19 protein-coding genes, 1 tRNA gene and 1 pseudogene are annotated in these 24,301 nt (G+C 53.4%); 9 read left to right on the top strand and 12 right to left on the bottom strand.

The annotated features are described in order from the left end of the window. Nucleotides 1-10 precede the first annotated feature (10 nt). Nucleotides 11-1,702, bottom strand: coding sequence for a glycosyl hydrolase 108 family protein (locus AC2FF8_RS04910; RefSeq protein WP_496879061.1), 1,692 nt, complete (start codon nucleotides 1,700-1,702; stop codon nucleotides 11-13). A gap of 264 nt (nucleotides 1,703-1,966) precedes the next feature. Here AC2FF8_RS04910 and AC2FF8_RS04905 point away from each other — a divergent pair, with 264 nt between their 5' ends. From AC2FF8_RS04905 to AC2FF8_RS04880, 6 genes are all read left to right on the top strand, one after another. Next, nucleotides 1,967-3,157 (top strand): helix-turn-helix transcriptional regulator, encoded by a 1,191-nt coding sequence (locus tag AC2FF8_RS04905; RefSeq protein WP_480683809.1) that lies wholly within the window; start codon nucleotides 1,967-1,969, stop codon nucleotides 3,155-3,157. Next, nucleotides 3,154-3,525 carry a DUF1304 family protein gene (locus tag AC2FF8_RS04900; protein ID WP_480683810.1) on the top strand — a complete coding sequence of 124 codons (372 nt, stop codon included), beginning with the start codon at nucleotides 3,154-3,156 and terminating at the stop codon, nucleotides 3,523-3,525. Before AC2FF8_RS04905 ends, AC2FF8_RS04900 begins: the two co-directional genes overlap by 4 nt. Before the next feature lie 252 nt (nucleotides 3,526-3,777). Further along, entirely contained in the window at nucleotides 3,778-5,238 is a 1,461-nt protein-coding gene (locus AC2FF8_RS04895) for a patatin-like phospholipase family protein (RefSeq protein ID WP_496879060.1), read from the top strand. Further along, nucleotides 5,239-8,580, top strand: coding sequence for a hypothetical protein (locus AC2FF8_RS04890; protein ID WP_496879059.1), 3,342 nt, complete (start codon nucleotides 5,239-5,241; stop codon nucleotides 8,578-8,580). It abuts the gene before it with no gap. Between the two features lie 427 nt (nucleotides 8,581-9,007). Next, the gene (locus AC2FF8_RS04885; protein ID WP_496879058.1) at nucleotides 9,008-12,532 is read left to right on the top strand and encodes a CHAT domain-containing protein; all 3,525 of its coding nucleotides are present in this window, start codon (nucleotides 9,008-9,010) and stop codon (nucleotides 12,530-12,532) included. Next, the gene (locus AC2FF8_RS04880) at nucleotides 12,532-13,041 is read left to right on the top strand and encodes a hypothetical protein (RefSeq protein WP_496879057.1); all 510 of its coding nucleotides are present in this window, start codon (nucleotides 12,532-12,534) and stop codon (nucleotides 13,039-13,041) included. The genes AC2FF8_RS04885 and AC2FF8_RS04880 overlap by 1 nt, the downstream gene beginning before the upstream one ends. 600 nt (nucleotides 13,042-13,641) lie before the next feature. Here AC2FF8_RS04880 and AC2FF8_RS04875 read toward each other — a convergent pair. The 11 genes and pseudogenes from AC2FF8_RS04875 to AC2FF8_RS04825 form a co-directional block, all read right to left on the bottom strand. Then, nucleotides 13,642-14,559, bottom strand: a complete 918-nt coding sequence (locus AC2FF8_RS04875; protein ID WP_496879056.1) for a TerB family tellurite resistance protein — start codon at nucleotides 14,557-14,559, stop codon at nucleotides 13,642-13,644. Beyond that, nucleotides 14,559-15,041 carry a hypothetical protein gene (locus AC2FF8_RS04870; protein ID WP_496879055.1) on the bottom strand — a complete coding sequence of 161 codons (483 nt, stop codon included), beginning with the start codon at nucleotides 15,039-15,041 and terminating at the stop codon, nucleotides 14,559-14,561. Before AC2FF8_RS04870 ends, AC2FF8_RS04875 begins: the two co-directional genes overlap by 1 nt. Nucleotides 15,042-15,231: 190 nt before the next feature. After that, nucleotides 15,232-15,360, bottom strand: coding sequence for a hypothetical protein (locus AC2FF8_RS04865; RefSeq protein WP_496879054.1), 129 nt, complete (start codon nucleotides 15,358-15,360; stop codon nucleotides 15,232-15,234). Further along, nucleotides 15,357-15,773 carry a site-specific integrase gene (locus tag AC2FF8_RS04860; protein ID WP_496879053.1) on the bottom strand — a complete coding sequence of 139 codons (417 nt, stop codon included), beginning with the start codon at nucleotides 15,771-15,773 and terminating at the stop codon, nucleotides 15,357-15,359. The genes AC2FF8_RS04865 and AC2FF8_RS04860 overlap by 4 nt, the downstream gene beginning before the upstream one ends. A gap of 536 nt (nucleotides 15,774-16,309) precedes the next feature. Continuing rightward, a complete protein-coding gene (locus AC2FF8_RS04855; RefSeq protein ID WP_496879052.1) occupies nucleotides 16,310-16,666 on the bottom strand; it encodes a DUF6538 domain-containing protein in 357 nt (118 codons plus the stop codon). 154 nt (nucleotides 16,667-16,820) lie between these two features. Then, nucleotides 16,821-17,761 (bottom strand): annotated as a pseudogene (gene tnpC / locus AC2FF8_RS04850) (IS66 family transposase); the annotation flags it as partial. Between the two features lie 70 nt (nucleotides 17,762-17,831). Then, a complete protein-coding gene (gene tnpB / locus AC2FF8_RS04845; RefSeq protein ID WP_496879051.1) occupies nucleotides 17,832-18,179 on the bottom strand; it encodes an IS66 family insertion sequence element accessory protein TnpB in 348 nt (115 codons plus the stop codon). Next, entirely contained in the window at nucleotides 18,176-18,556 is a 381-nt protein-coding gene (tnpA, locus tag AC2FF8_RS04840; protein WP_496879050.1) for an IS66-like element accessory protein TnpA, read from the bottom strand. Before tnpA ends, tnpB begins: the two co-directional genes overlap by 4 nt. Nucleotides 18,557-19,018: 462 nt before the next feature. Beyond that, nucleotides 19,019-19,093, bottom strand: a tRNA-Gln gene (locus AC2FF8_RS04835). A gap of 90 nt (nucleotides 19,094-19,183) precedes the next feature. Next, nucleotides 19,184-20,173, bottom strand: coding sequence for an NADPH:quinone reductase (locus tag AC2FF8_RS04830; RefSeq protein ID WP_496879049.1), 990 nt, complete (start codon nucleotides 20,171-20,173; stop codon nucleotides 19,184-19,186). Nucleotides 20,174-20,269: 96 nt separating this feature from the next. Further along, nucleotides 20,270-20,731, bottom strand: a complete 462-nt coding sequence (locus tag AC2FF8_RS04825) for an SH3 domain-containing protein (RefSeq protein WP_170344704.1) — start codon at nucleotides 20,729-20,731, stop codon at nucleotides 20,270-20,272. Between the two features lie 198 nt (nucleotides 20,732-20,929). On the opposite strand from AC2FF8_RS04825, the gene AC2FF8_RS04820 reads away from it, so the two are divergent. The 3 genes from AC2FF8_RS04820 to ggt all read left to right on the top strand — a co-directional run bounded on the left by AC2FF8_RS04820 (nucleotide 20,930) and on the right by ggt (nucleotide 24,224). Continuing rightward, entirely contained in the window at nucleotides 20,930-21,916 is a 987-nt protein-coding gene (locus tag AC2FF8_RS04820; protein WP_170343576.1) for a 2-hydroxyacid dehydrogenase, read from the top strand. A 20-nt stretch (nucleotides 21,917-21,936) separates the two neighbouring features. Next, nucleotides 21,937-22,326 (top strand): GFA family protein, encoded by a 390-nt coding sequence (locus AC2FF8_RS04815; protein ID WP_170343577.1) that lies wholly within the window; start codon nucleotides 21,937-21,939, stop codon nucleotides 22,324-22,326. Nucleotides 22,327-22,436: 110 nt separating this feature from the next. Beyond that, on the top strand, nucleotides 22,437-24,224 hold the full coding sequence (gene ggt / locus AC2FF8_RS04810; protein WP_496879048.1) for a gamma-glutamyltransferase: 1,788 nt from the start codon (nucleotides 22,437-22,439) through the stop codon (nucleotides 24,222-24,224). Nucleotides 24,225-24,301 lie beyond the last annotated feature (77 nt).

Genomic DNA, 24,301 nt, shown 5'->3' with positions numbered 1-24,301 from the left:
CACGTTGCGGTCATGTACTTTGCTTTAGATCCACAAATTTTTTGTCAATTTTCCCGAGAAAACCCCAACTCGTTAGCAGCGAAAACAAAGTGAGCATGGTGGTCTTGTCGCCATCGGCAAACAGTTGTTGCAATTGCGGTTGAGAGGAACTTAAGCCGAGTTGCGGAAGAACGGCTGTGACGACAAGGCCGACGATGCCAATAATGGACTTCTTGCCGTCTAACAACTTGCCAATCATCGGTCCAAGTGCATTGTTGACAGGTGTTAGTTCTTCGAGAGGCGCAACCGGCTGAGACGTTGCATTTTCATCCGACGGCGCGTCGATCTTTTCGTTCAGTATCGCATTTAGCAAACTGAGATTTTCATCTCTTTCGTCGGTTTTGTTTGCGAGTCTCTTGTTCAGAATTCCTAAGGCCAATGCCTTAACGGCTGCGGATTTTCCACCAGTCAATGCCATCAATGCAACTCTCAGTACATCGTCGACGTCAATGTCCAAGTCTCTTTCTTTAACTTTCATGATTTTGATAGGACGTTTGCCCTCTCCCTCTGGCAAAGCATTCAAAAAGACACGCAACTTGTTGACACGATTTATCCAACCGGCCCCAAAGATGACAAAATCCTCAAGACCGCGCAGGCGTTGTTCGTATAGCTCGAGGTATTTCTCGGAAAGCACGGACGGGTCGGTCTGATTGATCGCGCTCAACGTGATCCGGCCAATTATCCCATCTTCTTCCAACGAAGTGCCGTCAACCTTCATGCCAAGTTCATTGAAGGCGCGTTGTGCAGTTCTTTGGGCCACCTTTGGTCCCGAGTGAACTGCCATATTGTAGACGACCATTGCAACGCGGTCGTGCAATTTATCGCACTTACACTTGATGTAGTAATTTGTATAAAGGATTTCTTCGGCCTCTTTCTGGCTCATGGTGGCAACGTCTTCTTCCGTTACGTTCGTACCACGCCATTCCGCCAGAGTTGTCTTTGTAATGCCAAAATTTGTGGCGCCACCTTTGTCGTGCTGATTATTTACGAACCCGCCTTCCGCATCTTTGATGAATTTGTGGAGCTTTTGGAAACGGAGATCTCTTTCAGCCGAATTCATCGAAGTATGCACCGGTGCCGATGACTCGGCCTCCATGGATGCCATCAACTCCGTGTCGATTGCGGGTGCGCCCAGATTTATTGAAGGTCGCGGCGGAGGGGCAGGGAGCCCACTCCAGTTGTCGATCAATTCGTTGAGGCGATCGGCCCAGGCCTCGTCTCCGCCATCCGGATAAGCCCCCTGGTACAAGTCGCGAGACTTTGTTCCTTGAAGTTGAATATGTGGTTTCTCGATGAGCTTACCTTTGGAGTTGTAGATCGGCGTCATTCCATTTTCTTTTGCGATCACATGCATCCGGTCCCACCAAGCCCCTTTGTGGCCTGTGGTATCCCAACTCCACTTACCGTTCTCCCTTAGGACGAAGTCGACGGCGAGCCCGTATTGGTGTATCGAATGCCATGGTCCAACCCAGGTTACCTTGGCGCCTGGCTTCGTTCTTCCTTGCGCATAAAGATCTGCTTGGCGCTCTGGTGTTCGAAATGCTTCGAAAACCTCGAATGGAATATCCTCCTTCTGTAGTTGAGCCTGTATGGCCCTGACGTGTTCCCTAATTGCAGGATGTAGATTTGAGATGTCGTTTTCTCGCTTTCGGGAGTTTCCCATAGCCTAATTCCTTCCTTAAAAAATAATTGGCGAAAACCATCTGCCACAGACTCCCAGTTCGGAAAGAGCTGTATAGTCATAGAAATGTTATGCATCTGCAAGTGTACACTCTAGCACACTTGGTGTAATTTTGCAGGGTTAGATACTTTTTTACGAACTGATTCTATGTCCGATCCAGCAAAAGGCATCACCCAAATGGGCTATGCTGATATTCGCTTTAGAAGTTAAGATGGTCCGATATATTTGAAAAAAGGGAAACTTATTGTGACCCAAGAAATTCGAGATCTTACGCTTGAAATTTATGATGCAATTGCCGACCCATTGGCATGGACCGGTGTCTTGGACCAGCTGGTGGAACGGATCGGAGCACAGGGAAGCATAATATTTGAATGGTCTCAAGGCGATGGGAATATGTCTCTGACCGCGCCGTTTCATTCTGGCTTTTATACAAATGCCGCACTGAATACCTATCTTGTAAAGTGCCAACACCTTGAAGCCAAGGATCAGGAAATTTTACGGGAAAAAACCCGAAGTCACGACGAAATTGAAATCCTTGATGACACTCTTCTTGCGCCGTCTGTTAAAGAACTAAAAAGCCAAGAACACGTTCAAAAACTAATGCGTCTTGGAATATTCCACCGCGCGGCCGGAATATTGAATAAGGACAATCCATGGATATCCCTGTTTTCAGTGCAATTAGCCGCCAACAGGAAACCGCTGGACGAAGTAGAGAGAAAATACTTATCCCAACTCCTGCCCCACATCGCGAAAGCTCTCGACCTCAGCCTTCCGATGAGACAATTGCAGGAACGTTACCAAGGTGTACTTTCTGCCATCGACTGCTTGAACATCGGCGTTTGTGTTCTGGATCGTAGAGGTATGATTGTGGCGCGAAATCAAGAATTCCAGCGACAACAGGAGACTTATCGTACATTCCGAATTAGTCCGGACGGAAAATTGACCATCACGGATCGTCTGGGGCAAAAGATTTTAGAAAGCCTAATGTCCGATCTTCATCAACACGGCAAGTTCGGCGCGCGACCACGCAAGGAAAGCATAGTGAGCCACTTGCTGGAGCCCCTTTGCATCGAGCTTTCACCGCTCCGTAAATCTGGTGAAATCGGAACCAGGGTATTTGACGGTTTTATACTCTGTAGTACCGATACAGGGCTTCCTGTTTCGTGCAATACGCGGCTGGTTCAGCAGGCATTTGGTCTGACATCAGCAGAAACCTCACTAGTCGACGCAATAGGTCAAGGTTTGACCAACCCCGAAATAGCAGACCGACGTGGTCGTTCTGTAGCAACAGTAAACGCACAAACCAAATCCATTCTTCTCAAGTCAAATTGTTCGAATAGAACTCAGTTCGTTCGTGCAATGATGCGATTTGGGGCAAGTTTTCTTTCGACAGACAGTGATTCGAAGAAACCCACCAAACCCAAGAGGATGATATGAATTACTTCTATTGGATGGCAATGGCCGCCGTCATTGGTGGGCATTTTTTCTTTGCTTACTTACAGTGGTTTCGTTGGCCATATATCTGCAAGAAGCTCACCAATTTTTCTGAAGAAGAGATTAAGGGTACAGCATTTTTGGGTCGTAGTTTTTCGTCTTATAACGCATCGATAGCTGTGGGGCTGTGTTTGAGCTTCTGGGTACCGGTCCCGTATCAAGTTTTCACTCAAAGTGCGGTCCTGTTGCTGATTTCGATTACAGCTGCTGTTGGCGCTTTGGGAACTCGTGGGAATACTATCCTGATAGTGCGATTTATGCCTGCTTCGGTCGCTTTTGTGGTCTCGTTTAGCTTGATTGATGGTGGATGACTGCGGTCATACGACTCACTTGGGCAGAGATTGTAAAGCAGAGCCGTACATGAACAGATTTTTACGCGAGATTTGGAATGCGTAAAAGATCTGAGACGGCCGGAATGTTTCGTCTTCGGGTTTGATCACCGGTGAAAAGAGGTGATCATGCAGGTTCGCTAGGCAGTTTGTTTTTGCCAATCCTTCTAGGCAAAGGAAAAACAACATCACTCGAACAGAAGCGCAATTGTACAGATTTTTTTGTGAGTTAACATGCATCTTCTTAGGGAACCCGAAGTCCGTAGACTTCTCATCGACATTAAATCCGAGTTTGAGTTGCAGGCTCCGGCTGGACCAGAGGAGTCCCGCCATGATAAATTACCCGGAATCGATCGGTTTTTCTGGCTGCGAGCAAGTAAGAACGAGTCCGAAAATGATGGCCACAGAATTGGTTCCGTTTTTTCCGAACGTCAACCGAATGTCGAAGGATCTTTTCGACTTTGCAATCTGATCTTGCAGGGTGGAGGTGCGCTAGGTTTGGCGCATGCCGGATTTGTCGCCGGGTTAGAAGCGGCGGGGATACGCTTTGTCGGATTGGCCGGAACCTCGGCCGGCTCGATCATCGCCATGGGCATTGCAGCGATACGCGGAGGCGACCTGACCCGTGCAACCGCAGAACGGCTGGCGGCCCTTTCCGAAACAGTCCCAATGGATCATTTCATCGACGGTCCGCGACCAATCCGAAAATTTATCAAACAAGCGCTCAAGCAACCTAAGATCTACCAATTTCGCAGCTGGTTCGGTTTGTTCGCCGCCGTTCGCAGACTGCGTGACAGCCGAGGTTTGAACCCGGGGCGAGCGTTTGAGTACTGGATGCAGTCCGTTTTGGACGATCTCGGCTTCAAGTCCATAGAGGACATGTACTTGGCCCTCGGCCAGATTTGGAACGACCTCGAGGATTTGCGCAACGAAGAACTCGAATTGAAAGGTCAAGGCGAAAAAAAAGCTGTTTTGAAACCCACGACCACAGGGCTGGAACATCCCGGGATCGAACTGCTTCAATTGATTGCCACGGCGATGCCGGTCGGTCTGAAGATGCACTTTCCGAAGGACCTGAGCCTGCTAAGTGATGAGTACAGCAAAATTTCTCCTGCGCGGCTTGTACGAACGTCGATGTCAATCCCTGCGTTTTTCGACCCCGTGGTTATGCGACCTGATCGAAAGACCTGGCCCGCGTTCGCCGAAGACACGCTCCGAGGCTTGTTTTCCGAGGATCAGATCCAGAGGTTCAAGGAACTCGAAAAGTTCGTTTTTCTCGATGGCGGTTTAACTTCAAACCTTCCCAGTGACTCGTTTCGCAAATTGATGCCGGACGTTCCGACCGTCGTCGTGCCATTGGTCAGCAGTGGAGAGAAACAAAACGTCTCGCAGCGCAGGAGGCTGTCCGATCTGGTCGGTGATGCTATCGCCTGCGCAACAGCAGTTCGGTTGCAGCGTGACCGCGAAATCTGGATTCAAAACGCTGCGCTTCGGGCACAGTTTGAGACTCGGCAAGACCCCAAGATCGACGCGGACTTCGCGATGCGCAAGTACCCCGTAGGAATCGCGCCGATTGATCCTGGCAAGGCCAATTGGCTCAACTTTGTCATGTCGGGTCCCGAGAAGACAGAGCTTTATTTGGCGGGCCTCAAGCGCGCCGAAGCGTTTCTGAAAGAACTTAACAAGACGGAGTAGATGCACGAAAAGGGGGAATTCATTATGCTACATGGTGATTTTGAAAAATATATTGGTACGCTGGAAGAAGAAATAAAGTCTCAGGATACCAAGTCAGACGCAGGCAGTTCTGAGCAGCAGGCAATAGCCGTCAAGAAGATCCTCGAAGGTCTATTGCCGGATATCGAAGCTTTCGACCGTGAGTATGAAGCGCGTAAGAGCGCCACCGATGAGGTTGATGAGCATCGCGCGAAGATAGAAACCGTGCGACGGCACATGCAAGCCAGCTCTGACAAACTCGCACGACTGAGACGAGACGAGCGACAATTCGAAGAAATCGTTAACGAAAACAGGGAGAAGCTGGAATCTGCGCCGGAAGCCGAGCGCGGTGAGCTTACCGAATTGCTGGAAAGGGCTCAGGCCGATTTGAGCAATTGCCGGCAGATCATCAACGATCTTGAAACAGCGATCAGCGAGGCTGGGATTGATCGAGCCGAGGCTCAAGGACAACTGGACGAGGCCGAGACACGCTTGCAGGTGCAGGAACAACGCTGGGAGGCCGTTTATGAGAGAGTTATTGGCGAAATCCAGGACTTGTTGAATTCACTGAACGTGCTGTCCAAAGAGATCATCCTAGGCATATTTCCGAGCGATGGTGCACGGTTTCTCGTTGAGAACAAATCCAAAATCCCACTGCAAAAGCCGGATGAATTGCTTGAAAAGATTAGGGATTTGAAAAGAGCACCCGAAAATGCAGCGCGCAACGACGCCGATCTGTTCTTTCGCCTGAATTGCAAGTCATTGGAGGAAGAACTGCAATCACTGGTGGACCTCCTGACGGCAAAGCGAGTTGCGGAAGAAATGGATGGTCCGACTTACGTGAATCTCCTGCGGCAGAACTACGACCGGATCAGCCAGAAAGCCGAAATGGACGTAAAGGTTCTGGCAGAGGAACAAAAAAAGGCCGAATGCGCCCAAAAACGTTTACAGAATCTTGAGTGTTTCTTAGCTGCGCTGAGCCAGACCTTTTCCGGACACAAAAAGCGGATGAAGACCGAAGAGAGTGCAAGCCTAGCCAGCGGTTTAGAGCCAGAAAGAATTGCAGACCTGTGCAAAAAGGGCGCATCCTTTTGCGAGAAGCTTGGTGATTTTCTCAAGCAAAGCGACGGCAACCTCAAAAACCTGCAAAACGACTTGTGCAGCGCCCCAAATCGAGATGCCGCTGAACAGCAGTCACGCCTCGTTTCGCAAGCGATCGAACGCAGGCCTCTTCTTAGGCCACACCCTTTCATTGTGGCGGCAGTTTTCACGATACTTGTGAAAGGAATTCTAGCGCGCAACAACGCAGAATTGCTGCATGACAATTCAATTACAATCCTGGTTGCAAGCTTTGTCGCAAGTTGGGCCTTTTCGATCTGGTTGGGCTTTTCAGCGCGCAAGAAAAAGATGGAAGCACTGCGTACGCATACGGCGCGTCAAATTCGACACATCATCATGCCACGCAGGTCTGATCCGCAGATAACGAACTTACTCTTCAAAATCGTGAAACGGCTAGTTTCATGGATCAAGAGATCGGTGGCGAAATTGCGTCAAATGATTCTGGGCAGACGCTTGCTAGACGAAGCTGTGAAGTTCCCTTCAATAGAATACGGAGCGAAATCTGCGGGCAACAAGGACCAATCTGTATTTCAGTGGAGAAATGAGAACTTCCGGCGAACTGCAAAAACTTTTGCATTCAACTGCGCCATCTTGGCGTTTCCAGCAGCGGTTTTGTTCGGATGGGATCGTTTTATCGGCAATACAGTTTCGGGTGGCGAGGAGCACCGCGTGTTCGTGGCCCGCTTACCTGAGGCACCTCCATGTGTTTTGGCAAGGGGCCGTCTGGTTTTTGCGACGAAAGCCGACTACTTCGTCCGTGAAGTGGCACCATCCACGGCACATTGGACGGGATGGGTGTTGCAGATATTCCCTGAAATCGGCGCGCAAGTCGTACCTCGGGATCTGGTAATCCGCGTTATCCCCCCTGAACACACGGATGATGATCACGGCTTGCTGGATTGCACGGCAACAGATCCCAATCACAATACCCTGCGCGTCCATCACGCGGGCAAGGCGCTTGATGCTTTGGGCGAAAAAGAAGTGCGCCAAGAGATACTCTCGGGCCTTCAGAAAATTGCTGAAAGTCTGAGCGGGGCACCAACAGCCGTATGGTCCCCCGAGACAGATCCCGAGATTGCAGAGGCGCGCAACGAGATGGAAGAGTTGCTGGCCGTGACCGACCCATCCGAATTCGATGGCCCGCGTTTCGCTGCTGCCTTTGTTCGCATACGGCAGTCTTTGGCGGAAAAGCTTGTGATTGCCGAAAAACTGTCGATAGCGGATACTATGCGCCTGACATGGCCAAGGGCAGGCTCGTTCACTCCGTCGACCAAGTTCCCGAACCCGTTGCAGGTGGACCTGCTCGATCAGGACGAGCTTGAGGCGCTAACTGAGCTGGTGGCCAGGATCGCAACGTCAAACGAGAAACTGGCGCAGCTTATCGAGCAGGAAATACCACTGGGAAACAGCCCGGCAGCGGTTGTCCTGCCCATCCTGCACGAGCTGCAAGAAAATACGCCCTCCTCGGATGTTCAACCCAGCACTTGGATCACCAACCTTCTCGTGCCCAATGGTGCACCCGCTGGAAAAAGCTGGCCGGATACTTTGATTTTGCCCTTCTTCAACAACGAAGTGAAATTCAGTGAAAACGACAAAGCGACTTATGGCAAACGGCCTCTGCAAATGGCCTTTGTCTTTGGCGCCCGTCAAATCAACTTCGACGACCCGGCGCTGGGAAACTCAGATGAAGGCACGTATTTTGGCCGCATCGCGGAACACCTGGAGCAATGCCTGAAACGCTCCGACGATCCTGCCTTGGACGGTGCCAGTGCAGAACTGACCTTGGACATAATCGGGCTGGCCAGCCGCACCTGGAAAGACGTGCGCGCCGATTCTTCCAAAGAGCAACTGAACCTCGCCTTGGCCGAAGGCCGCAGGGCTGCCACCCTGTCCAAGTTGGCCAAGCAGATTCCCGACAAAGAGGCTCAGAACCGAATTCACATCATGATCAGTGACAGCCCGACTGACACCCTGAGCCTTGCCCAGATCTCGGACCTGTTGGCCGGCAAAGAAGAGGAATGGCATGAAAGGCTCTCTGAATTCGATCGTTTCTCCAAGCAGGAAGAGCTTGCGGAAGCGCGCTCATACTTCATTACGACATCAGCGTCAAAAGGCGAGGCTGGGCTGCCTCTCGAAGAGCTCTTTGCGCGCTCCGTTGTCGTGAAGGTCGAACGTGTGAGAGGCGGACCATGTGCGAAAACTTGACAGACCAGAGTCAGGCGACCTGCCGCACGTGTCCGTCGTCTGAGCCGAATTTGACAAGATAAACTTGAACGGCTTCTAACACCTGACAGGCGACGTTGATCGTTTTCCTATCTGCAGGTTCAAAACTGATCCTTGGTCTGTTCGATGATGGACTGGACAGACAGTACATCAAATAAAGTTTGGATATAATTCTTAGTGTTTCAAAGGCTGCGAAATCGTACCAACTGATACTAGCTTAACACCTTTACCGATAGCATGTAGAAGTCTACCTTTGTCTCAATTTGTTTCATTTTGAATTAGGAACTCTGTTATGCATCGGAAGTGTGAAAATCCGAGCGGCGAGTGTGATCACGTATTTGAGTTCTCTGACTTCGGTCCCCAAATCAAGATGGCGACCTTCCCAGAAAACCCGGTCGGAACTGCCTTGATGTTCGTCGAAAAAGAGAACGTTACTAGCTGCCCAGTTTGTGGCTACGATAACGAAATTATTGACGGAGCCGCGATAGGTACCGATAGCGCCCTCCATGTGATTTCGCCGTTACCAGAAGGCGAACTGATTGAAAAGATTAGACATACCAACCTTCTCTCGGGCGGCAGAAAGCTGATCTGTTCAGCAGAAAAGCGGCAATTTCGGCGAGAATTCATCACGAGGGAAATGGTTCCACGACTTGAAGTATTCAAAGATATATTTTTGGCTTTGCAGGATGACAGTATCAACGTTTTTCAGGCGGTCTTGTCTCACTATCACGATATTGACGACGAGTTTTTTGCTTCCCTGATCATCGTTGCTTCAGGTGCGGTCGAAATTAAGTCTAGCGTAGCAGATGACATTGAGAATGCGCCTGTCTTTCAGCCCGCGCCCGAGAACGACGAGCGTTTGTCTAAAGAAGAGTTCGCACGTAGGCTGGATTACCTGCGCGGCCTTTTGGGGCGGCTGGCTTATGCGTATTCCGTGACTTCACTCTTAAATGGGGTACAAGAATCCGGTGACATAAACTGGGGAGTTTCTAGGGTACTTGATGCGTTGCCAGTCGGCTTCCTTCGTTATCCCGAAACATCTGAACATCTGTTGCAGGCTTACCGAGAGTTGGTTTCCCAAGTCACTGAGGATGGTGATGGTTGGATCACAACTAAGTACATTTTCGTTTCAGCCGCAGCTCTGTGCTATTTGGCATCACACGATCCTTTTCCGGATCAGGAGGAATACAGCGACTTTACGGCATTTTTTGAATTCATGAGGGAATCAAATGGTTCTAACGAGCGCCAATTGATCGCTCCGGAAGTTGTTCGAAGAATGATCGATAGGTCCACGTTTGCGCGCGCGGTCACAGATTTCGGGAGGTCCAGTTCGGACAACGAGAGCGACATAACCTCTAAGGTCGAGAAAGCGATGATGGCAAACCGCGTAGTCCAGAGGATATATCCGAGGGAAGCGGCGATTACGCAACCTACCATTCAACTAACCAACCTCAAGCGGGATCAAGTTGCACCGCTGATGCTGGATTTATTCAATCACATTATGCAGCAAGATGACCTTGATGTGCTTGAAGGCATGCGTTTCCTGATCAGAAATATGTTGGTTTCAACTTCGTCAGAGTGGCACGAAATCGTATTTCACACTGCGTTTCAAATTGTTCTTAAAGGCGAAGACCGGGACAGGTTTGCTTTGGCATGCCCCCTTATTCAGGCTCTCAATTCGTATGGTTGGTACCAAACAGGGATGGAGTTTTCTGATGAAATCACAAAAAGCTTTGACGACTGGAGCTATCCGAAAGAACAAACCTTGGGGTTTCCCTTTGAATCCTATTTCCATTGCGAAATAGGAAATTGTCATCGATATGCGGGCAGCTATCAAGACGCTTTGGAACATTACGAAACTGCGATTAGGAAGGAAGGCGAAGGAATCTCTCCCGGTGATGTATTGGTGCTGATGAGAAACAGTGCAATTGTCCTAAGGAGTATGGGTAGAACTTCAGAAGCAGCGGAGATATTTGAGAAAATTCTTCCCTTGGCCAACAGTGACGAAGCGATTGGCATTGAGACGAGCTACGTCATTTGTCTGATCCTTGAAGGACGTCAAGAAGAAGCCACTAAGAGGTTATTGTCGTCGGAAAAACTTCTGCGTGGTCGTTCCATTAGCGGAGTTGATGAGCGCAGCCTATCGCTGATGATAGCTGAGGCCTATTACTCAAAGGGAAAGCTGCAGCAAGCGCTTGAAATCTATGATGCACACGCTGCCTTGGACCTCAACAAAGTTCCAGTTGGGTTCACGGCCTATCCGACGGCTCGAAGCCTAGAAATTCAAAAAAAGTTGGGCAAAAAAGTATCAAGGGATCAGATCGACAACGTATTATTGTTGATCAGTGAGAGCCTTCGAAGAGGAGATTTTTCTGCAGGTCTGTCCGAAGCGAAAGCTGGATTAATTGTTCTCGGTTCAAATTTGCTGTCCTCAGACTCGCGTCCAGAGGAGGCTGAAGCCTTCATAGACGAGTTCGGCCAAGTTGGGGGCGATAGTTGGAGAGTTCAGGCGAACAAGTTAAGGCTTCTAGTGTCGCGCAAACATTCAGCGGCAGAGTTGAATGATGCAATATTGAATACGTTGCAGTCTTTGGACGACCATGTCGAGAAGACAGACCCAGACGGTGATCCACTTTCTCTTTTTAGTCACTTCCAAACTGATATTTCGATAGTTGCGGACATCGCGAGTTGGGCACGGTCCAACAACGCAATCTCACCAAGCTTGACAAGGGCTGCGGTAGATTTTCAAGCATCGCCGGTCATAGCGCGTCGAATAAATTCGCGACTAGGAGAAAACGCGTCCCTGTTTGCAGCGACAGACGAAAATACCAAGAAATTACTCTCTGATGCAGAAACGGCCATTTTTCAGTTCTTTGCGACGCCCGGCGAAGGCAAATTGATGGCATACGTGAGCTACACAGTCGGAACAGGGCTAGTTTCCACCCTGCTAGAATTCTCGATTACTGCTAGTCGGACCAAACGGTTGGGAAGTATGATCAGTTTTCACATCAATCGTCTTCCCACCACCAGTAGTACGCTTTGCTTGGACAGAATGGCTCAAGTCCTGGGGGAGTTGGAGAGTTTTAGAAAGACAATTCCGAGTGCATTGTGGGAGTACAAAAACTTCCGCATCATATGTGGCCCTGCAGCCCCGACTTTCTTAAGCTTAGCGCTCGGTGAACACAACAGCGTGTCGATTGCGCCAAGCCTGTCCAGTGCTCTGAGCTTAGATGAGCGATCACGGGGCTTTCCTCGTGAATTGAGGTTGGCAGATTTTTCTGTGTGGCGAGCAGGAGACCGAGATGACATCGTCGCAAAACAAATTTCGGTTGGAGAGGCACTGGAACGGACCTCTTCTTCCGAGCCGAATGTGAAGGCCTATGTGCACAAGATTGGGCGAGAGGCGTCTGCTTCAGATCTTGCACAGTGTTTACAGGCGTCGGACGTCTGCCGAATAACAGCTCATGGCTATTTGGACGCTCAGTCTGGGTATTTTAATCTTCTCGTCTCTTCGAAAGGAGGTCTCCCGCCATCTGCCGTAGCAATGATGGGGGACAAGGCGAGAAAGAACTATTCTTTTGAGTTCTCGGGAAGTACAACTTTGTCCTCCTCGGCTTCAATCGTGGTTACCTCTTCTTGTGAAGGAGGATCCGTTTTGACAGCTCTCGGATGGGAACGGTTAGGTTTGGAACGTTCCCTGTTCTTGTCTGGAACAAACTGCCTTGTAGCCCCCTTGTGGGAGATGCCGAGCATCGCTGGAATGGAACTCACCTCAGAAATCGTGAGACGCATTGTACAAGAAGAGACAAAGTCAGTTCAGGATGTAGTGTTTGACGTTACACGGGACGCGGAACGGGATGGAGTTTCTGCCATTGCGTGCAGGGCAATGAGAGTGTTTGGTTCCAGCCATAACTTGAAGCGAAGGAACCAGTGATGAGTGATTCTAACGAAATTGAAAATTTGAGTGATGCGCAAGTTTTGGAGGTGTCGAGATCAGTTTTGCCTGATCTCTTGGACGTTGCTGACGAGATTCATGCTGAGGAAAAAGTTATTGCCGAGCTCGGAATCCCTGAAGACGAGCTTATCAACTTTCGAGCCAGTATGAAGCAATCTGCCGAGGGTTTTTCCGACGATACGGTTGGACTGTTGAGAGCAATCTTACTGGGTCTTTGGGAGACTGAATACCGTGCTGGTATTGAAACCGCTATTCAAGACAGTTCGAAACGTCAGACGATTGCAGGAGTTGAATTGCTGGTGCTAGGGGCGCTTTTTGGGGCGCTGTACATTGTCATTGCTAAGGAAGGAAAAATCGAAGAAATCGAAACCACCACGACGGAAAAAAAACCAGACGGTGCCATTGTCGTTACGGTCAAGACGGAAAAGAAATACCTTAATCCTTTGAACCCTTTGAGCGGAATCATCGGAAAACTCATCGGAAAATGACCTCGATTGATCGCTGGAGGGCCACTTCATATTAGTGCTTATGGGTCAACTTCACATAGGTATCTATAAACTGAAGAAGGAACATGAACGGTGGGTTTCAGCGATGTTCGCGACATTCGTGACATGTGCAGCATCACGCTCTTTGGGCTCGAAACTGTTCAAACGAACCGAACCACCTCTAACTAACGACTAACGACTAACGACTAACAGGAGATCTAGGTGGTTCTTAGAAGAACGCGGATTGAGGAAGATGGAACTGAAACACAGTTTACGGAGCACGCTTACGAAGGTCGGTTCCCATATCGTGCCGAGATTCAATTTTCGAGGATAGACGAAATCCGGGAACTTCATCGCCTAGGGCGTGTTATCGGCGTTCGTCTGTCAAACAACCCTCAGCCCGGAAGAGAGCCGCAAAGAAATATAGTTGGAGTAGCTGACATTGAAGGCCTCTAAGGCACCGCGAAAATGTCACAAACTGCGCCAACTGCAGTCTTTAAATTAAGTATCTCCAACCAGAATGGAAACAGCCTAAAGATTGAGGCTGACCGTGCATAACTTCTGAAACTTTCGGGCCTTCTAACGCTCAATCCTCTGGGACTGCTAGTGCTCGCTTTCTTTATCTGTGTCGGCTTGCTCATCCTCACTGACTATTCGCCTCAGTGGGTTTAAGCTTGCTAACTGCGACGGTACCGAGCCGATGACACCGCCGACTGACGCTGCTGCCGAACCAATGGCGTTGCCCACTGGTGCAACGGTTCTTGATACGGAGAACTTTCCTTCGTCCGAAAATACCTTTGAAATCCGCTCCAAGGCCATTTCTTCTCGCTCATCCAGGACGCCGTCCGCTTCCGCGACAGCTTGCAGGAAAGTCATAATGTCTGAATACATATGCTGGAAACTGCAATCCGGGTTGTCTCTAGTGAACGCGCCAAGTGTTTGCGCCGTCGCTTTGATGTTATATTCATCTAGTCGAAGTTTCACGAACTCGAAACCACGCTCGGCAAATTGCTCCGAATAACCCCACTCTTCTACGAAATAGCGCCTAATGGCTGCTTCTTCTGTTTCATCGACTTTTTCGTCAACTTGGGCAACCTTCATGGCAAGCGGGGCCAACAGGTCGAAAATACCTAGCCCCAAGACGTCCAGAGGCGTGTTGATGAAAGTGGGAATTACGGTCGTCTTTTTGTTATCAGATTTCAGATAACGGGTTATTCCGAGCCAAGCGCCGCCCGAGATGACGCTCGCCGCAGCGATCCAGCCGACTGGTGTCGCCGCGGTTGCAGTGCCAATTCCAATGGCGGCAAGCAAACTAGGGGCAGCAAAGAATTTCTGAGCGATCATAGCAGAACTCGCGACTTGAGCTCCCGTCGCGGCAATTCCTGCGACATCCCAAGCTTCAAATAGAGCTTTTTTCATGCGAATGGACGTATAGGCGTTCTCGCCAATCCCCAGCTTTGCCTTGAACCGCATATCGTCGTGAACAACATCAACGACAACATCAAACCAACCGTGTTCCATTAGCTGATCCCGGCTTTTAGAGCGTTAAACTCGGCCAATGATGCCATTACTCGTCTCTCGACTGCTTTGTTCGAAAAATCCATGACTGCGCCTGCGGACATTCCAAAGAGAACTAGTATCGGAGTTACTATTGGGCCTAGCACCCATCCAATCACTGGAATTGAACTAACTAGAGTTCCTGCAATCGCTCCAAAAACAACTCCGAAGCTTGTATTCGGATAGGCTTTGATGATTTCGAGAACCGTCTCAAGAATCTTTTGGCCGATTTTGATGACTGTCTCTCCCACTCGGATTACCTTCGTGGCGACCTGAAACAAAAGCGCCTTCGCATCAGCCGAGACCGCCAAATTGTCGATCTTTGCCTTCAGCTCTCCAGACGATAAGCCCAATGATGCCAATGACTGCAACTTTTCGACGGAAACATCAGATATTTCCTGAAAGACCGCCTCGCCGGTATCGTCGACTATCCCACTAACCTTCATCACAAACCTCTTAACTCAAATACGTAAACAGCTAAAATATTGGTATTTTCCATCTCATTCTCGCCGCGTAATTTCGAAGCGGCAAGAAAAAAATATCAAAGTGATCCCGCGGCAACCCGTTGAGGGCCGCCGAGGGATAGGTTTACGAGGGTGGTCGCCGTTGGACGACATAGTCAGCCAGCCACTGCCATTAGGCTTCGGCATCACGGAACCCCTGAGCACGCGCTGCGAGGTTTTCCGCTGCCCTACGGGTACAACCACCATCGTATTCGGCAATAGCAGCACGCTCCTCGAAGGCGTCAATGTCTGGGAAGGTCATACCGGAAGTCTTATCTGGTCAACGATCGACCGGCGCTGCTCGTCACTGATGCCCGCTGAGTAGATGCCGTAGGTGATCCCGTTCTCCGACCGGGCCGACTTGTGCCCGACCAGAGAGGCCGTGAAGTGCTCAGGAACGCCCGTTCTCTCGCACTGGGTGATGAACCACTTACGGGTCGAATGAAACACCAGACCCGGTCGCTCCAGACCCAACCGCCGTCGCAGTCGTGCAAATCCCTTGGTGACATGCGCCACGGTCAGATCAGGGAACATAGGGCCAGACGACGGTAACTGCCGGAAGGTCTCATCCAGCACCGGGTGAACCGGAACAAGTCTCTCCGCCGCGTCCGTCTTCAGCAGCCGCAGTCGGTTCGGTCGAACATGCACGAACGCCCCGAGATTGCCCTTGGCCACGAGGTCTTCCCGGAGCAGCCCGACCGCTTCCCCCGCTCGCATTCCTGACAGTAGACAGGTCAACAACACGGTATGAAGCTCAGGGTCACGAGCGCTCAGAAGTCTGGAGACTTCATCGTCAGTCGGGACGGCATAGGGTTGAGGCCGGACTTTGCGATCGAAGAGAACAGTTCGGAAGGGGTTAACCTCCAGATGCCCCTCGTAGACCACCCAGTCGAGGAAGTGATTGACCTGCGACCAGATCCGACGCTGGGTTCTGGCTGTTATCGTCGCGGTCCCCCCACGAGAAGAGTACGCGACTAACTGTTCCAGGGGCAGCCCTCGGGTTCTTTCCGACTTGCCAATCATCGGAGACAGTTGGGCTATCGCTGACAGGAAGTCTCGTCCTTCTGCCCGCGTCAGACTGCACACTGACTGGTCACCATATCGGCTCGTGAACAACCCGACGGAGTATCGGACCGATTTGAACCCGCTGGGTCGCAGTTCATCACTACGCCGGGAGAGATAGGCGCGGCTCAGGTCACGAACCGGCACCTTTACCTTCGCAACGGGTCGGGTGAAGGCAGGTTGCTCCAGATTGCATCCAGAGTCCCCCAGAGTGGCCCGGAGACGGACGAGAGACGTTTCCGGTTGGCTGAGAACCAATCAGGAACGTCAGCGGTGCTCTCCGGGACAGACAGGGCTTCCTCTGCCTTGCCCCGAAACTGTTCCACCAGCGTTTCGAACCGGGCATTGACTTCAGCGGCACGAACGCGGGCGGTGTTACGGTCTCCGGTCTTGAGGCTCTGCTTCAGCGCCTGAGCGCCCAGCGCGAGAGCCACGTCAACGGGATAGTTGCGTCTATAAAGCCACGTGTGACCCTTCAGATAGGCATAGCGAATGTGAGCAGACATGGGTCTCCTCCTTTCAGGTTTGGAATGTGGGATTGGTTCAGTGGGTTGAGACGAGTCGTACGATCATCTCGAGGGCCGGTTCACCGTAGGTTCCAGCCAGAGGGCCGGTGACGGCATGGCCGGTCACGCAGTCTTCGAACACCTCTTCCACTCGGAACCCCTTGTAGCCTGCGAGGTGACTGACGGGATGTTCACCCTTGCGATCAATCGTGAACTGATACCAGGCACATGGCGGTGATTGTCCTGCCCACGGCCTCTCGTCACGCACATATGTCCAGATCCGCGCTGTTTTGGTCTTCTTATGACCCGGCGCTTGCATTTTGACCGGCGTATCGTCGGCAAAGAGCGCATCGCTGCGCCGGACGATCCGCCCGATCTCATCCATTGCCCGGCAGGCGATCACACAGTGATCTGCCGAGAGGGGGCAAGCGGCTCCAGAAGTGCGGTTGATCTTCCAACCCAATCCGCCATCGTCGAGCGGTCCAAATCGATCCCCTCGCAGGCGTAGATCTGGCTTTGGCGATAGAGCGGCAAGTGATCAGCGTATTTGCTGCCCAGAACATGTGCCAGAAGACCGGGCCCAGGCCGCCCACGCTCGATGGCGCGCGACGGCAAAGGGGATTGAACAATCGCCTCACAGCAGGCGCAGGCTTTGTGGGGCCGGACGATACGGTTCACGACGAAGCATCCCGGCACATACTCAAGCTCCTCGGTGACATCTTCGCCGAGCGTCTTCAGCTTGCCGCCGCAGTGGGTGCAGTCCTCGCCAGGCGAAAGCACTTCTTCATGCCGGTCCAGATGATCAGGCAGTGGCTTGCGGCTGTGCTGGCGCTGAGGCTTGTCTTCAGCGGATGGCGTCTCAGGTTGCGTCTGATCAGATGCGGCCCCGGCAATCGCCTCATCTTCTTCGAAGGTCAAATTGAGCTGACCCAGGCTCTCGGAGCGGACACCAAACCGATGACGGTTCTGGCCCGCCAGCTGGTGCTTCAGCTTCTCGATCACTAGGGCTTGCGACTTGACCTCGTCCGCCAGCAGACGGTTCACTGCCCGCAGTTCTTCCGGGTCATCTGGTGTGATATCGAGGTCCTTCAGCATCGCTGATCCTATACCGGATCGGGGGCAAAACGTGAATCCCGAAAGTGCTCAAGACATTGTATTTGTTGAGTTACCCGACCCGCAAGGGACGCCATGTCTTTTGAGGCATCCGCCAGTCAATCCCTTCCAGCAGCATCGACAACTGTGCTGGCGTGACGCTGATCTTGCCGTCCTTCGCAGAGGGCCAAACAAACCGACCCTTCTCCAACCGCTTGCTGAACAAGCACGCGCCCTGCGCATCCCACCAGATAATCTTCAACAGATCGCCACGTCTTCCACGGAAAACGAACAGGTGGCCGGAGTAAGGGTCAAGTTCCAGAACCTTCTCCGCCTGCGCGGCCAAGGTGTTAAAACCCCGCCGCATGTCCGTGACACCCGCCGCCAGCCAGACGCGCGTATTGCTGGGAACCGGGATCAAACCGCCAGACCTTGCACTAAACTGACCACAGCTGCCAGCGCCGTCGGCCCTTCAACCAGGATGCGCCGTCCGTCCGACAAAGTGATGTCCACTCGGCTGGCCGACAGAGAGGCAGATGGGGACGGCATTGGCACGTCGATGGGCCGAGGTTCGCAGGTAACATCAGCCTCGATCTCAATCGGCAAAAACATCGCTTCTTGAGCGGACGCATCAGCCTCTGGCGCAAACCGCGGATCCTTTAGCCATTTGAAAATAAGGTTCGCATTGACCGCATAGCGACGCGCCACCTGCGCAACCGACATCCCCGGCGTTGTCGCCTGCGCACAAATCTCGCGCTTCTCTTCATCAGCCCAAAACCGTTTCTTCCGCCTGCTCATAGAGTACCTCACAGTGTCCACCATCGATAGTGGACACTTAGCCCCCGATAGCGGCAAGCGTTAGGTCGGGTTCAACGGACGCTTACCTTGGTCGATGATTACATGGAAATGCGTTATCTCCCCCGCTGCCCTGTCTATCGGGCCCGTCAGCGTATCTTCAGCGAGAGGATAGCGTATCTGGATTCTCTTGGGGGATGAGGAAACTGGGGTGATCGGGAGGGGGAGAGGTTTGAGTTTCTCTTCTCCTCTTTATCCCGCGTTTTCCATTACTTATCCCTATGCCGACTATACTCAGCCATAACCGCTATCGGCCTCTCCCTCTGTTTGGGGGAGGTCACCGCTGACGTGCAGACAGAAAGACAGACTAGCAAGACATGTGTGATCTGAGCGGGGGCATAAACGGGGGCATTTCTTGGAGGGTTTGGCTCCAAGTGCCTACTGTTCAACCATGTCCTGATGAGATGGCTGGGGTGGTAGGATTCGAACCTACGATACACGGTACCAAAAACCGCTGCCTTACCACTTGGCTACACCCCAACGGTGAGCGGCTATCTACGATTGTTGCTGGCGGGGATCAAGAGCGTTTTGTCAAAAAAACTCAGGTTGAACCGATTTTTTTCAGGGCGGTCATTTGGTGTCGATCAACACGGCTCCGGTCCGGTTTCCGTCCTGCACCATTGCATGAGCAGACGCGCATTCCTCAAGTGCAAAAACCTTTTGAACAGGGCAGGTCAAAGCGCCATCCGCCAAGGCCTTGTGAAGGGTCTTCACGGCAGTGGCACGAAGATCCGGCGGAAGAAGATAAATCAAAATGGTCTCAAGCGTCATGGCTTTGAACATCATCGGTCCGAACGGAAACATGGGGGTCATGTCCTGCGCGGACCCATAGGCGTTGATGCGACCGTTCTCGGCGATGACCGCGGCGTTTGTTTGAATACTCCGGCCGAATTCGACGTCGATGATTCGGCCGATTGTCTTTCCTTCATTTGCATCGAGAATTTCGGTGGAAAGATCCTCGCTGGCGTAATCAACCACGATATCTGCGCCGGCTTCCCTGACCCGGTCAAAGTTGCGAGGGCTGGCGGTCGCAATCACGCGCGCGCCCGCCCATTTGGCAAGCTGAACGGCCAGAAAGCCGACGGTGCCCGCGCCACCGTGTATCAAGATCGTATGCCCATCGGGGCGGCCGCCTGAAAACACCGCATGGCAGGCGGTGAGACCGGGGATGCCCAGAATCGCGCCGGTCTGCAACGACACTGCATCCGGCAGAGCCACGGCCTGCGCATCGGGAAGGGTGATGTGGCTGGCGGCGGTGCCGAAGGGGCGTTGCCATTGCCCGTTCCAGATCCACACGCGCTGACCGATCCGAGATGCGGATACGCCATCGCCAACGGCCGAGATTACACCAGCGCCGTCACTGTGCGGGATGATCAGGGGGAACGGCGGCTCTGTCACGCCCGGTCTGGTCCCGGCGCGGGCTTTGACGTCGGAAGGGTTCACCCCGGAAAAGGACAGCTCAACCGTGACCTCACCCGGACCCGGCGGGACCAGAGGGAGGTCCTGTATCCGCAGGACATCGGCCGGGTCTCCGAAGGTGGAATATGTAACTGCGCGCATGATAGCCTCCGTTTTGGTCGAGTTTCACAGCATATCGGCGGGAAACTCAAACACCTTGTCGCGGGTCCGAAACGCGGGGGAAGGTCAGCCTTGTGTCTATTCGCGAACCTCGGACGGGTCGACGCCCCAAAGGTTCGATTTCAATGTCCAGCCTCGATATCCGCCGGCAGAGATTTGGCACCAGTCCAGCGAACAGGTTCCCAGTCGGGCCACGACCCCGGATTCGAAATGCGCATTCACGGGCGAGGTCGGATCGGGGCGGGCATAGACAGGCAACATTTCGGCTTCAACCAGCACTGTCCGAACACCCGACAACAGGGCGTAGTGAACCCAGCCTCCAGCGCCGTCGCGGTCCTGAACCCGTCGCCAGTTGCCGTATTCGGCAGTGACCTGAAGCGGCATTCCGCGCCGTTTGAACACCCAGTCGATTCGATGCGTCAAAGAAGGTCCGCGTCTTACGTTGCCTTCTGCCGCTTTCATCGAGACATAACGGGGCAGGGGGAGGTTGGTGACCGGTCCACGTTTCACGTCGGCAAACGCAGCCCATGCGCCGAACATGATCAGAAATACGGATAGTGTCGCCAGACAACGGCGATTTACCGGTCGAATACCACTCACTGACTGCCTGCTCTTATGCCTGTTGATCCGGTTCCGAAAAAAGGTCGACTCAATGTCAAAGGGGTTCTTGTGCCCCGCCTTTTCCTGCGCCACGATGCCATGGCGCGCGTCCGTTTGCAAAGCAGTGGGAGGGCCGAGGTGCCAAGAGAACGTTTGAGTGTTGTCGTTACGCGACGGTTGCCCGAAGCGGTCGAAACACGTTTGAGCGAGTTGTTTGATGTGCGCTTGCGCGAAGATGACACTCCGATGACGCGCGAGGAACTGGTGGCCGCAGTGCAAGACGCCGATGTGCTGGTGCCTACGGTAACTGATGCGATTGATGGCGGTCTGCTGGGCCAGGCGGGCGAACGGCTGAAGCTCATTGCCAATTACGGTGCCGGTGTCGACAATATCGACGTGTCCACCGCGCGTCAGCGTGGAATTCTGGTGTCGAACACGCCGGGGGTGCTGACCGATGACACCGCCGACATGACGATGGCCCTGATCCTGGCCGTTACCAGACGCATTCCCGAAGGTCTGAGCGTGATGCAGCAGGGAGATTGGTCCGGCTGGGCGCCCACCGCGTTTCTGGGAGGTCGTATCGGAGGTCGTCGTCTGGGCATTCTGGGCATGGGCCGGATCGGGCAGGCGGTGGCGCGACGTGCGAAAGCGTTTGGAATGCAGGTCCACTATCACAACCGCCGCAGGCTGCACCCCGAGACCGAGCAGGAGCTGGAGGCAACCTATTGGGAAAGCCTGGATCAGATGGTCGCGCGGATGGATGTGATCTCGGTCAATTGCCCTTCAACGCCGTCGACCTTCCATCTTATGAACGCACGTCGTCTGAAACTGATGAAACCCTCGGCAGTGATCGTAAATACGTCACGTGGCGAAGTCGTGGATGAAAACGCCCTGACCCGGATGATCCGCGCAGGTGAAATTGCGGGGGCGGGGCTGGATGTCTACGAAAAGGGCACTGACGTGAACCCGCGTCTGCGGCAGCTGCCCAATGTGGTTTTGTTGCCTCATATGGGATCGGCAACGCTGGAGGGCCGGGTGGAGATGGGCGAGAAGGTCATCATCAACATCAAGACTTTCGAAGACGGCCACCGCCCGCCGGATCAGGTCGTGCCGGCGATGCTGTAGCGCTCTGGAAAGGAGCAGGAATGGACGTCTATGAAGGAGGGTGCCGTTGTGGAAATTTGCGCATCAGGGCTTCGGGTCGTCCTCTGCGGGTCGGAATCTGTCACTGTCTGGACTGCCGCAAGCATCATGGCGCTTTGTTCTATGCAGCGGCCGTTTTCCCGGATGACAGAATTGAGGTTTCCGGCGAAGCGCGCGGTTATGCTGACAGGTTCTTCTGCCCGGGCTGCGGCTCTCCGGTCTTTGCGCGCAGCGGAGTTGAAGTTGAAGTGCATCTTGGGTGCCTTGATGCGCCAGACCAGTTGACGCCAACATATGAAAGCTGGGTCTCCCGGCGTGAAGCGTGGTTGCCCGAGTTCCGCGGTATGACCCGTTATGATCGGGATCGATTGGTAGACGACGCAAAGGCCTAACGCGTGCTGCGGACGTCCGCCGTGTGTGGATGGCGTGCAGCTTGGACTTGTTCACAGCGTGTTTGGCGCGCGGTTTTGAAAATCAGGGATGTATTGGAGGATTTGATCAGATGAGACGTGTTTCAGTTCTACTGTTTTCTGCATTTTGTTTTGCAGCTCCGGGGTTCGCTCAGGAAGCGGCCGATGCCGTTGCGCCGGAAACGGCCACGGAAGGGCAGGTACAGGCCATGACCGACGAGGTCATCGCGGCGCTCGAGGCCAAGCTGGATGGCGTTCCGGTCACGTCCCAGAACTGGATGGTCGCCGCGGCCAACCCGCTGGCCGTGGAAGCCGGCGCCAGAGTATTGCGCGCAGGTGGGTCTGCCGCAGACGCCATGGTTGCGGTGCAGGTCGTGCTGGGCCTGGTCGAGCCTCAATCCTCGGGCTTGGGCGGCGGTGCGTTTCTGGTCTGGTACGATGCAGCGACCGGTCAGATCACAACTCTGGACGGGCGTGAAACGGCGCCGCTGGCGGCCACGCCGACCTTGTTTCAGGACGAAAATGGTGAACCGCTGAAATTCTTCGATGCGGTTGTCGGTGGGCTGTCCGTGGGGACGCCGGGCACACCTGCCTTGCTGGAAGAGGCGCATCGCCGCTGGGGGCGTTCCTCGTGGCCCGGATTGTTTGCCGATGGAATAAGGTTGGCGGATGAAGGCTTTCTGGTGTCCCCGCGCCTGGCCAGCCTTGTCGAAAAAGATGCCGAGCGTTTGTCGCGCTTTCCGGAAACGGCCGCGTATTTTCTGCCGGGGGGCGCACCGCTGCAACAGGGGCAGCGCCTGATGAACCCGGCTTATGCCGAAACACTGCGTGTGCTGGCCAGTGACGGGGCGGCTGGATTCTACGGCGGTGAGATTGCCGCGGATATCGTACGCACGGTTCGCAACGCTTCGGGCAATCCCGGTGTTCTGTCCGGTGCGGATCTTGCGCTGTATCAGGTGATCGAGCGCGAGCCGGTTTGCGCAGAATACCGCGCCTATGAAGTCTGCGGCATGGGCCCGCCGTCGTCGGGTGCACTGACCGTGGGGCAAATTCTGGGGATGCTGAACAGCCATGATCTGGCGGCCATGGGGCCGGAAAGCGCCGAGGCCTGGCGACTGATCGGAGACGCTTCGCGCCTCGCCTTTGCGGACCGGGGCCGCTACATGGCCGACAGCGATTTCGTACCGATGCCGACCAAGGGGCTGGTTGATCCGGCCTACCTGTCGCAACGTGCTGAATTGCTGAACACTGAAGGCGCGCTGGCAGAGGTCGGACCGGGGCAACCGGAATTCGATCACGCGCTGAACTGGGCGGATGACGTGTCGCTGGAATTGCCCTCGACCTCGCATATCTCGATCGTCGACGGCTATGGCAACGTGCTGTCGATGACCACGACCATCGAGAACGGCTTTGGTTCACGCCTGACGACAAACGGGTTCCTTCTGAACAACGAAATGACGGATTTTTCGTTCAAGACCCACAGTAACGGCGTGCCGATCGCCAACCGGCTGGAGCCCGGAAAACGCCCGCGTTCCTCCATGAGCCCAACCATCGTGATGCAGGATGGCACACCGGTTTTGGCCATTGGTTCTCCGGGCGGCAGTCGGATCATCGGCTATGTGGCCAAATCGATCATCGCCTGGGCCGACTGGGGCATGGATGTGCAACAAGCCGTGTCGCTGCCGCATCTCGTCAATCGTTTCGGGACGTATGATGTCGAGGCCGGGACCTCTGCCGAAGGCTTTTCCGACGGGCTGACTCAGTTTGGGTTCGAGGTAAACCCGCGTGACCTGACATCTGGTCTTCACGCCATCGAAATCGGCGAAGGGCTGAGCGGTGGCGCTGACCCCCGTCGCGAAGGTATCGCGCTGGGCGAATAGACCCTCGGTATTTGTGGGGATTGCCCGCACTTGGTGGGCCAATTAGTCATACACTGAAAGGCCCGCGATGTGCTGCG

Source organism: Ruegeria sp. YTSA144, assembly GCF_059610125.1.
Note: the sequence above shows the minus strand (reverse complement) of the source record. Positions and strands in the feature narration are given on the sequence as shown.

Bases quoted from the DNA above. Each gene is read 5' to 3' on its own strand.
- AC2FF8_RS04910 (WP_496879061.1), bottom strand. From the start codon at position 1,702: ATGGGAAACTCCCGAAAGCGAGAAAACGACATCTCAAATCTACATCCT.
- AC2FF8_RS04900 (WP_480683810.1), top strand. From the start codon at position 3,154: ATGAATTACTTCTATTGGATGGCAATGGCCGCCGTCATTGGTGGGCAT.
- AC2FF8_RS04895 (WP_496879060.1), top strand. From the start codon at position 3,778: ATGCATCTTCTTAGGGAACCCGAAGTCCGTAGACTTCTCATCGACATT.
- AC2FF8_RS04890 (WP_496879059.1), top strand. From the start codon at position 5,239: ATGCACGAAAAGGGGGAATTCATTATGCTACATGGTGATTTTGAAAAA.
- AC2FF8_RS04885 (WP_496879058.1), top strand. From the start codon at position 9,008: ATGTTCGTCGAAAAAGAGAACGTTACTAGCTGCCCAGTTTGTGGCTAC.
- AC2FF8_RS04880 (WP_496879057.1), top strand. From the start codon at position 12,532: ATGAGTGATTCTAACGAAATTGAAAATTTGAGTGATGCGCAAGTTTTG.
- AC2FF8_RS04875 (WP_496879056.1), bottom strand. From the start codon at position 14,559: ATGGAACACGGTTGGTTTGATGTTGTCGTTGATGTTGTTCACGACGAT.
- AC2FF8_RS04870 (WP_496879055.1), bottom strand. From the start codon at position 15,041: ATGAAGGTTAGTGGGATAGTCGACGATACCGGCGAGGCGGTCTTTCAG.
- AC2FF8_RS04865 (WP_496879054.1), bottom strand. From the start codon at position 15,360: ATGACCTTCCCAGACATTGACGCCTTCGAGGAGCGTGCTGCTATTGCC.
- AC2FF8_RS04855 (WP_496879052.1), bottom strand. From the start codon at position 16,666: ATGTCTGCTCACATTCGCTATGCCTATCTGAAGGGTCACACGTGGCTT.
- tnpA (WP_496879050.1), bottom strand. From the start codon at position 18,556: ATGAGCAGGCGGAAGAAACGGTTTTGGGCTGATGAAGAGAAGCGCGAG.
- AC2FF8_RS04830 (WP_496879049.1), bottom strand. From the start codon at position 20,173: ATGCGCGCAGTTACATATTCCACCTTCGGAGACCCGGCCGATGTCCTG.
- AC2FF8_RS04825 (WP_170344704.1), bottom strand. From the start codon at position 20,731: ATGTTCGGCGCATGGGCTGCGTTTGCCGACGTGAAACGTGGACCGGTC.
- AC2FF8_RS04815 (WP_170343577.1), top strand. From the start codon at position 21,937: ATGGACGTCTATGAAGGAGGGTGCCGTTGTGGAAATTTGCGCATCAGG.
- ggt (WP_496879048.1), top strand. From the start codon at position 22,437: ATGAGACGTGTTTCAGTTCTACTGTTTTCTGCATTTTGTTTTGCAGCT.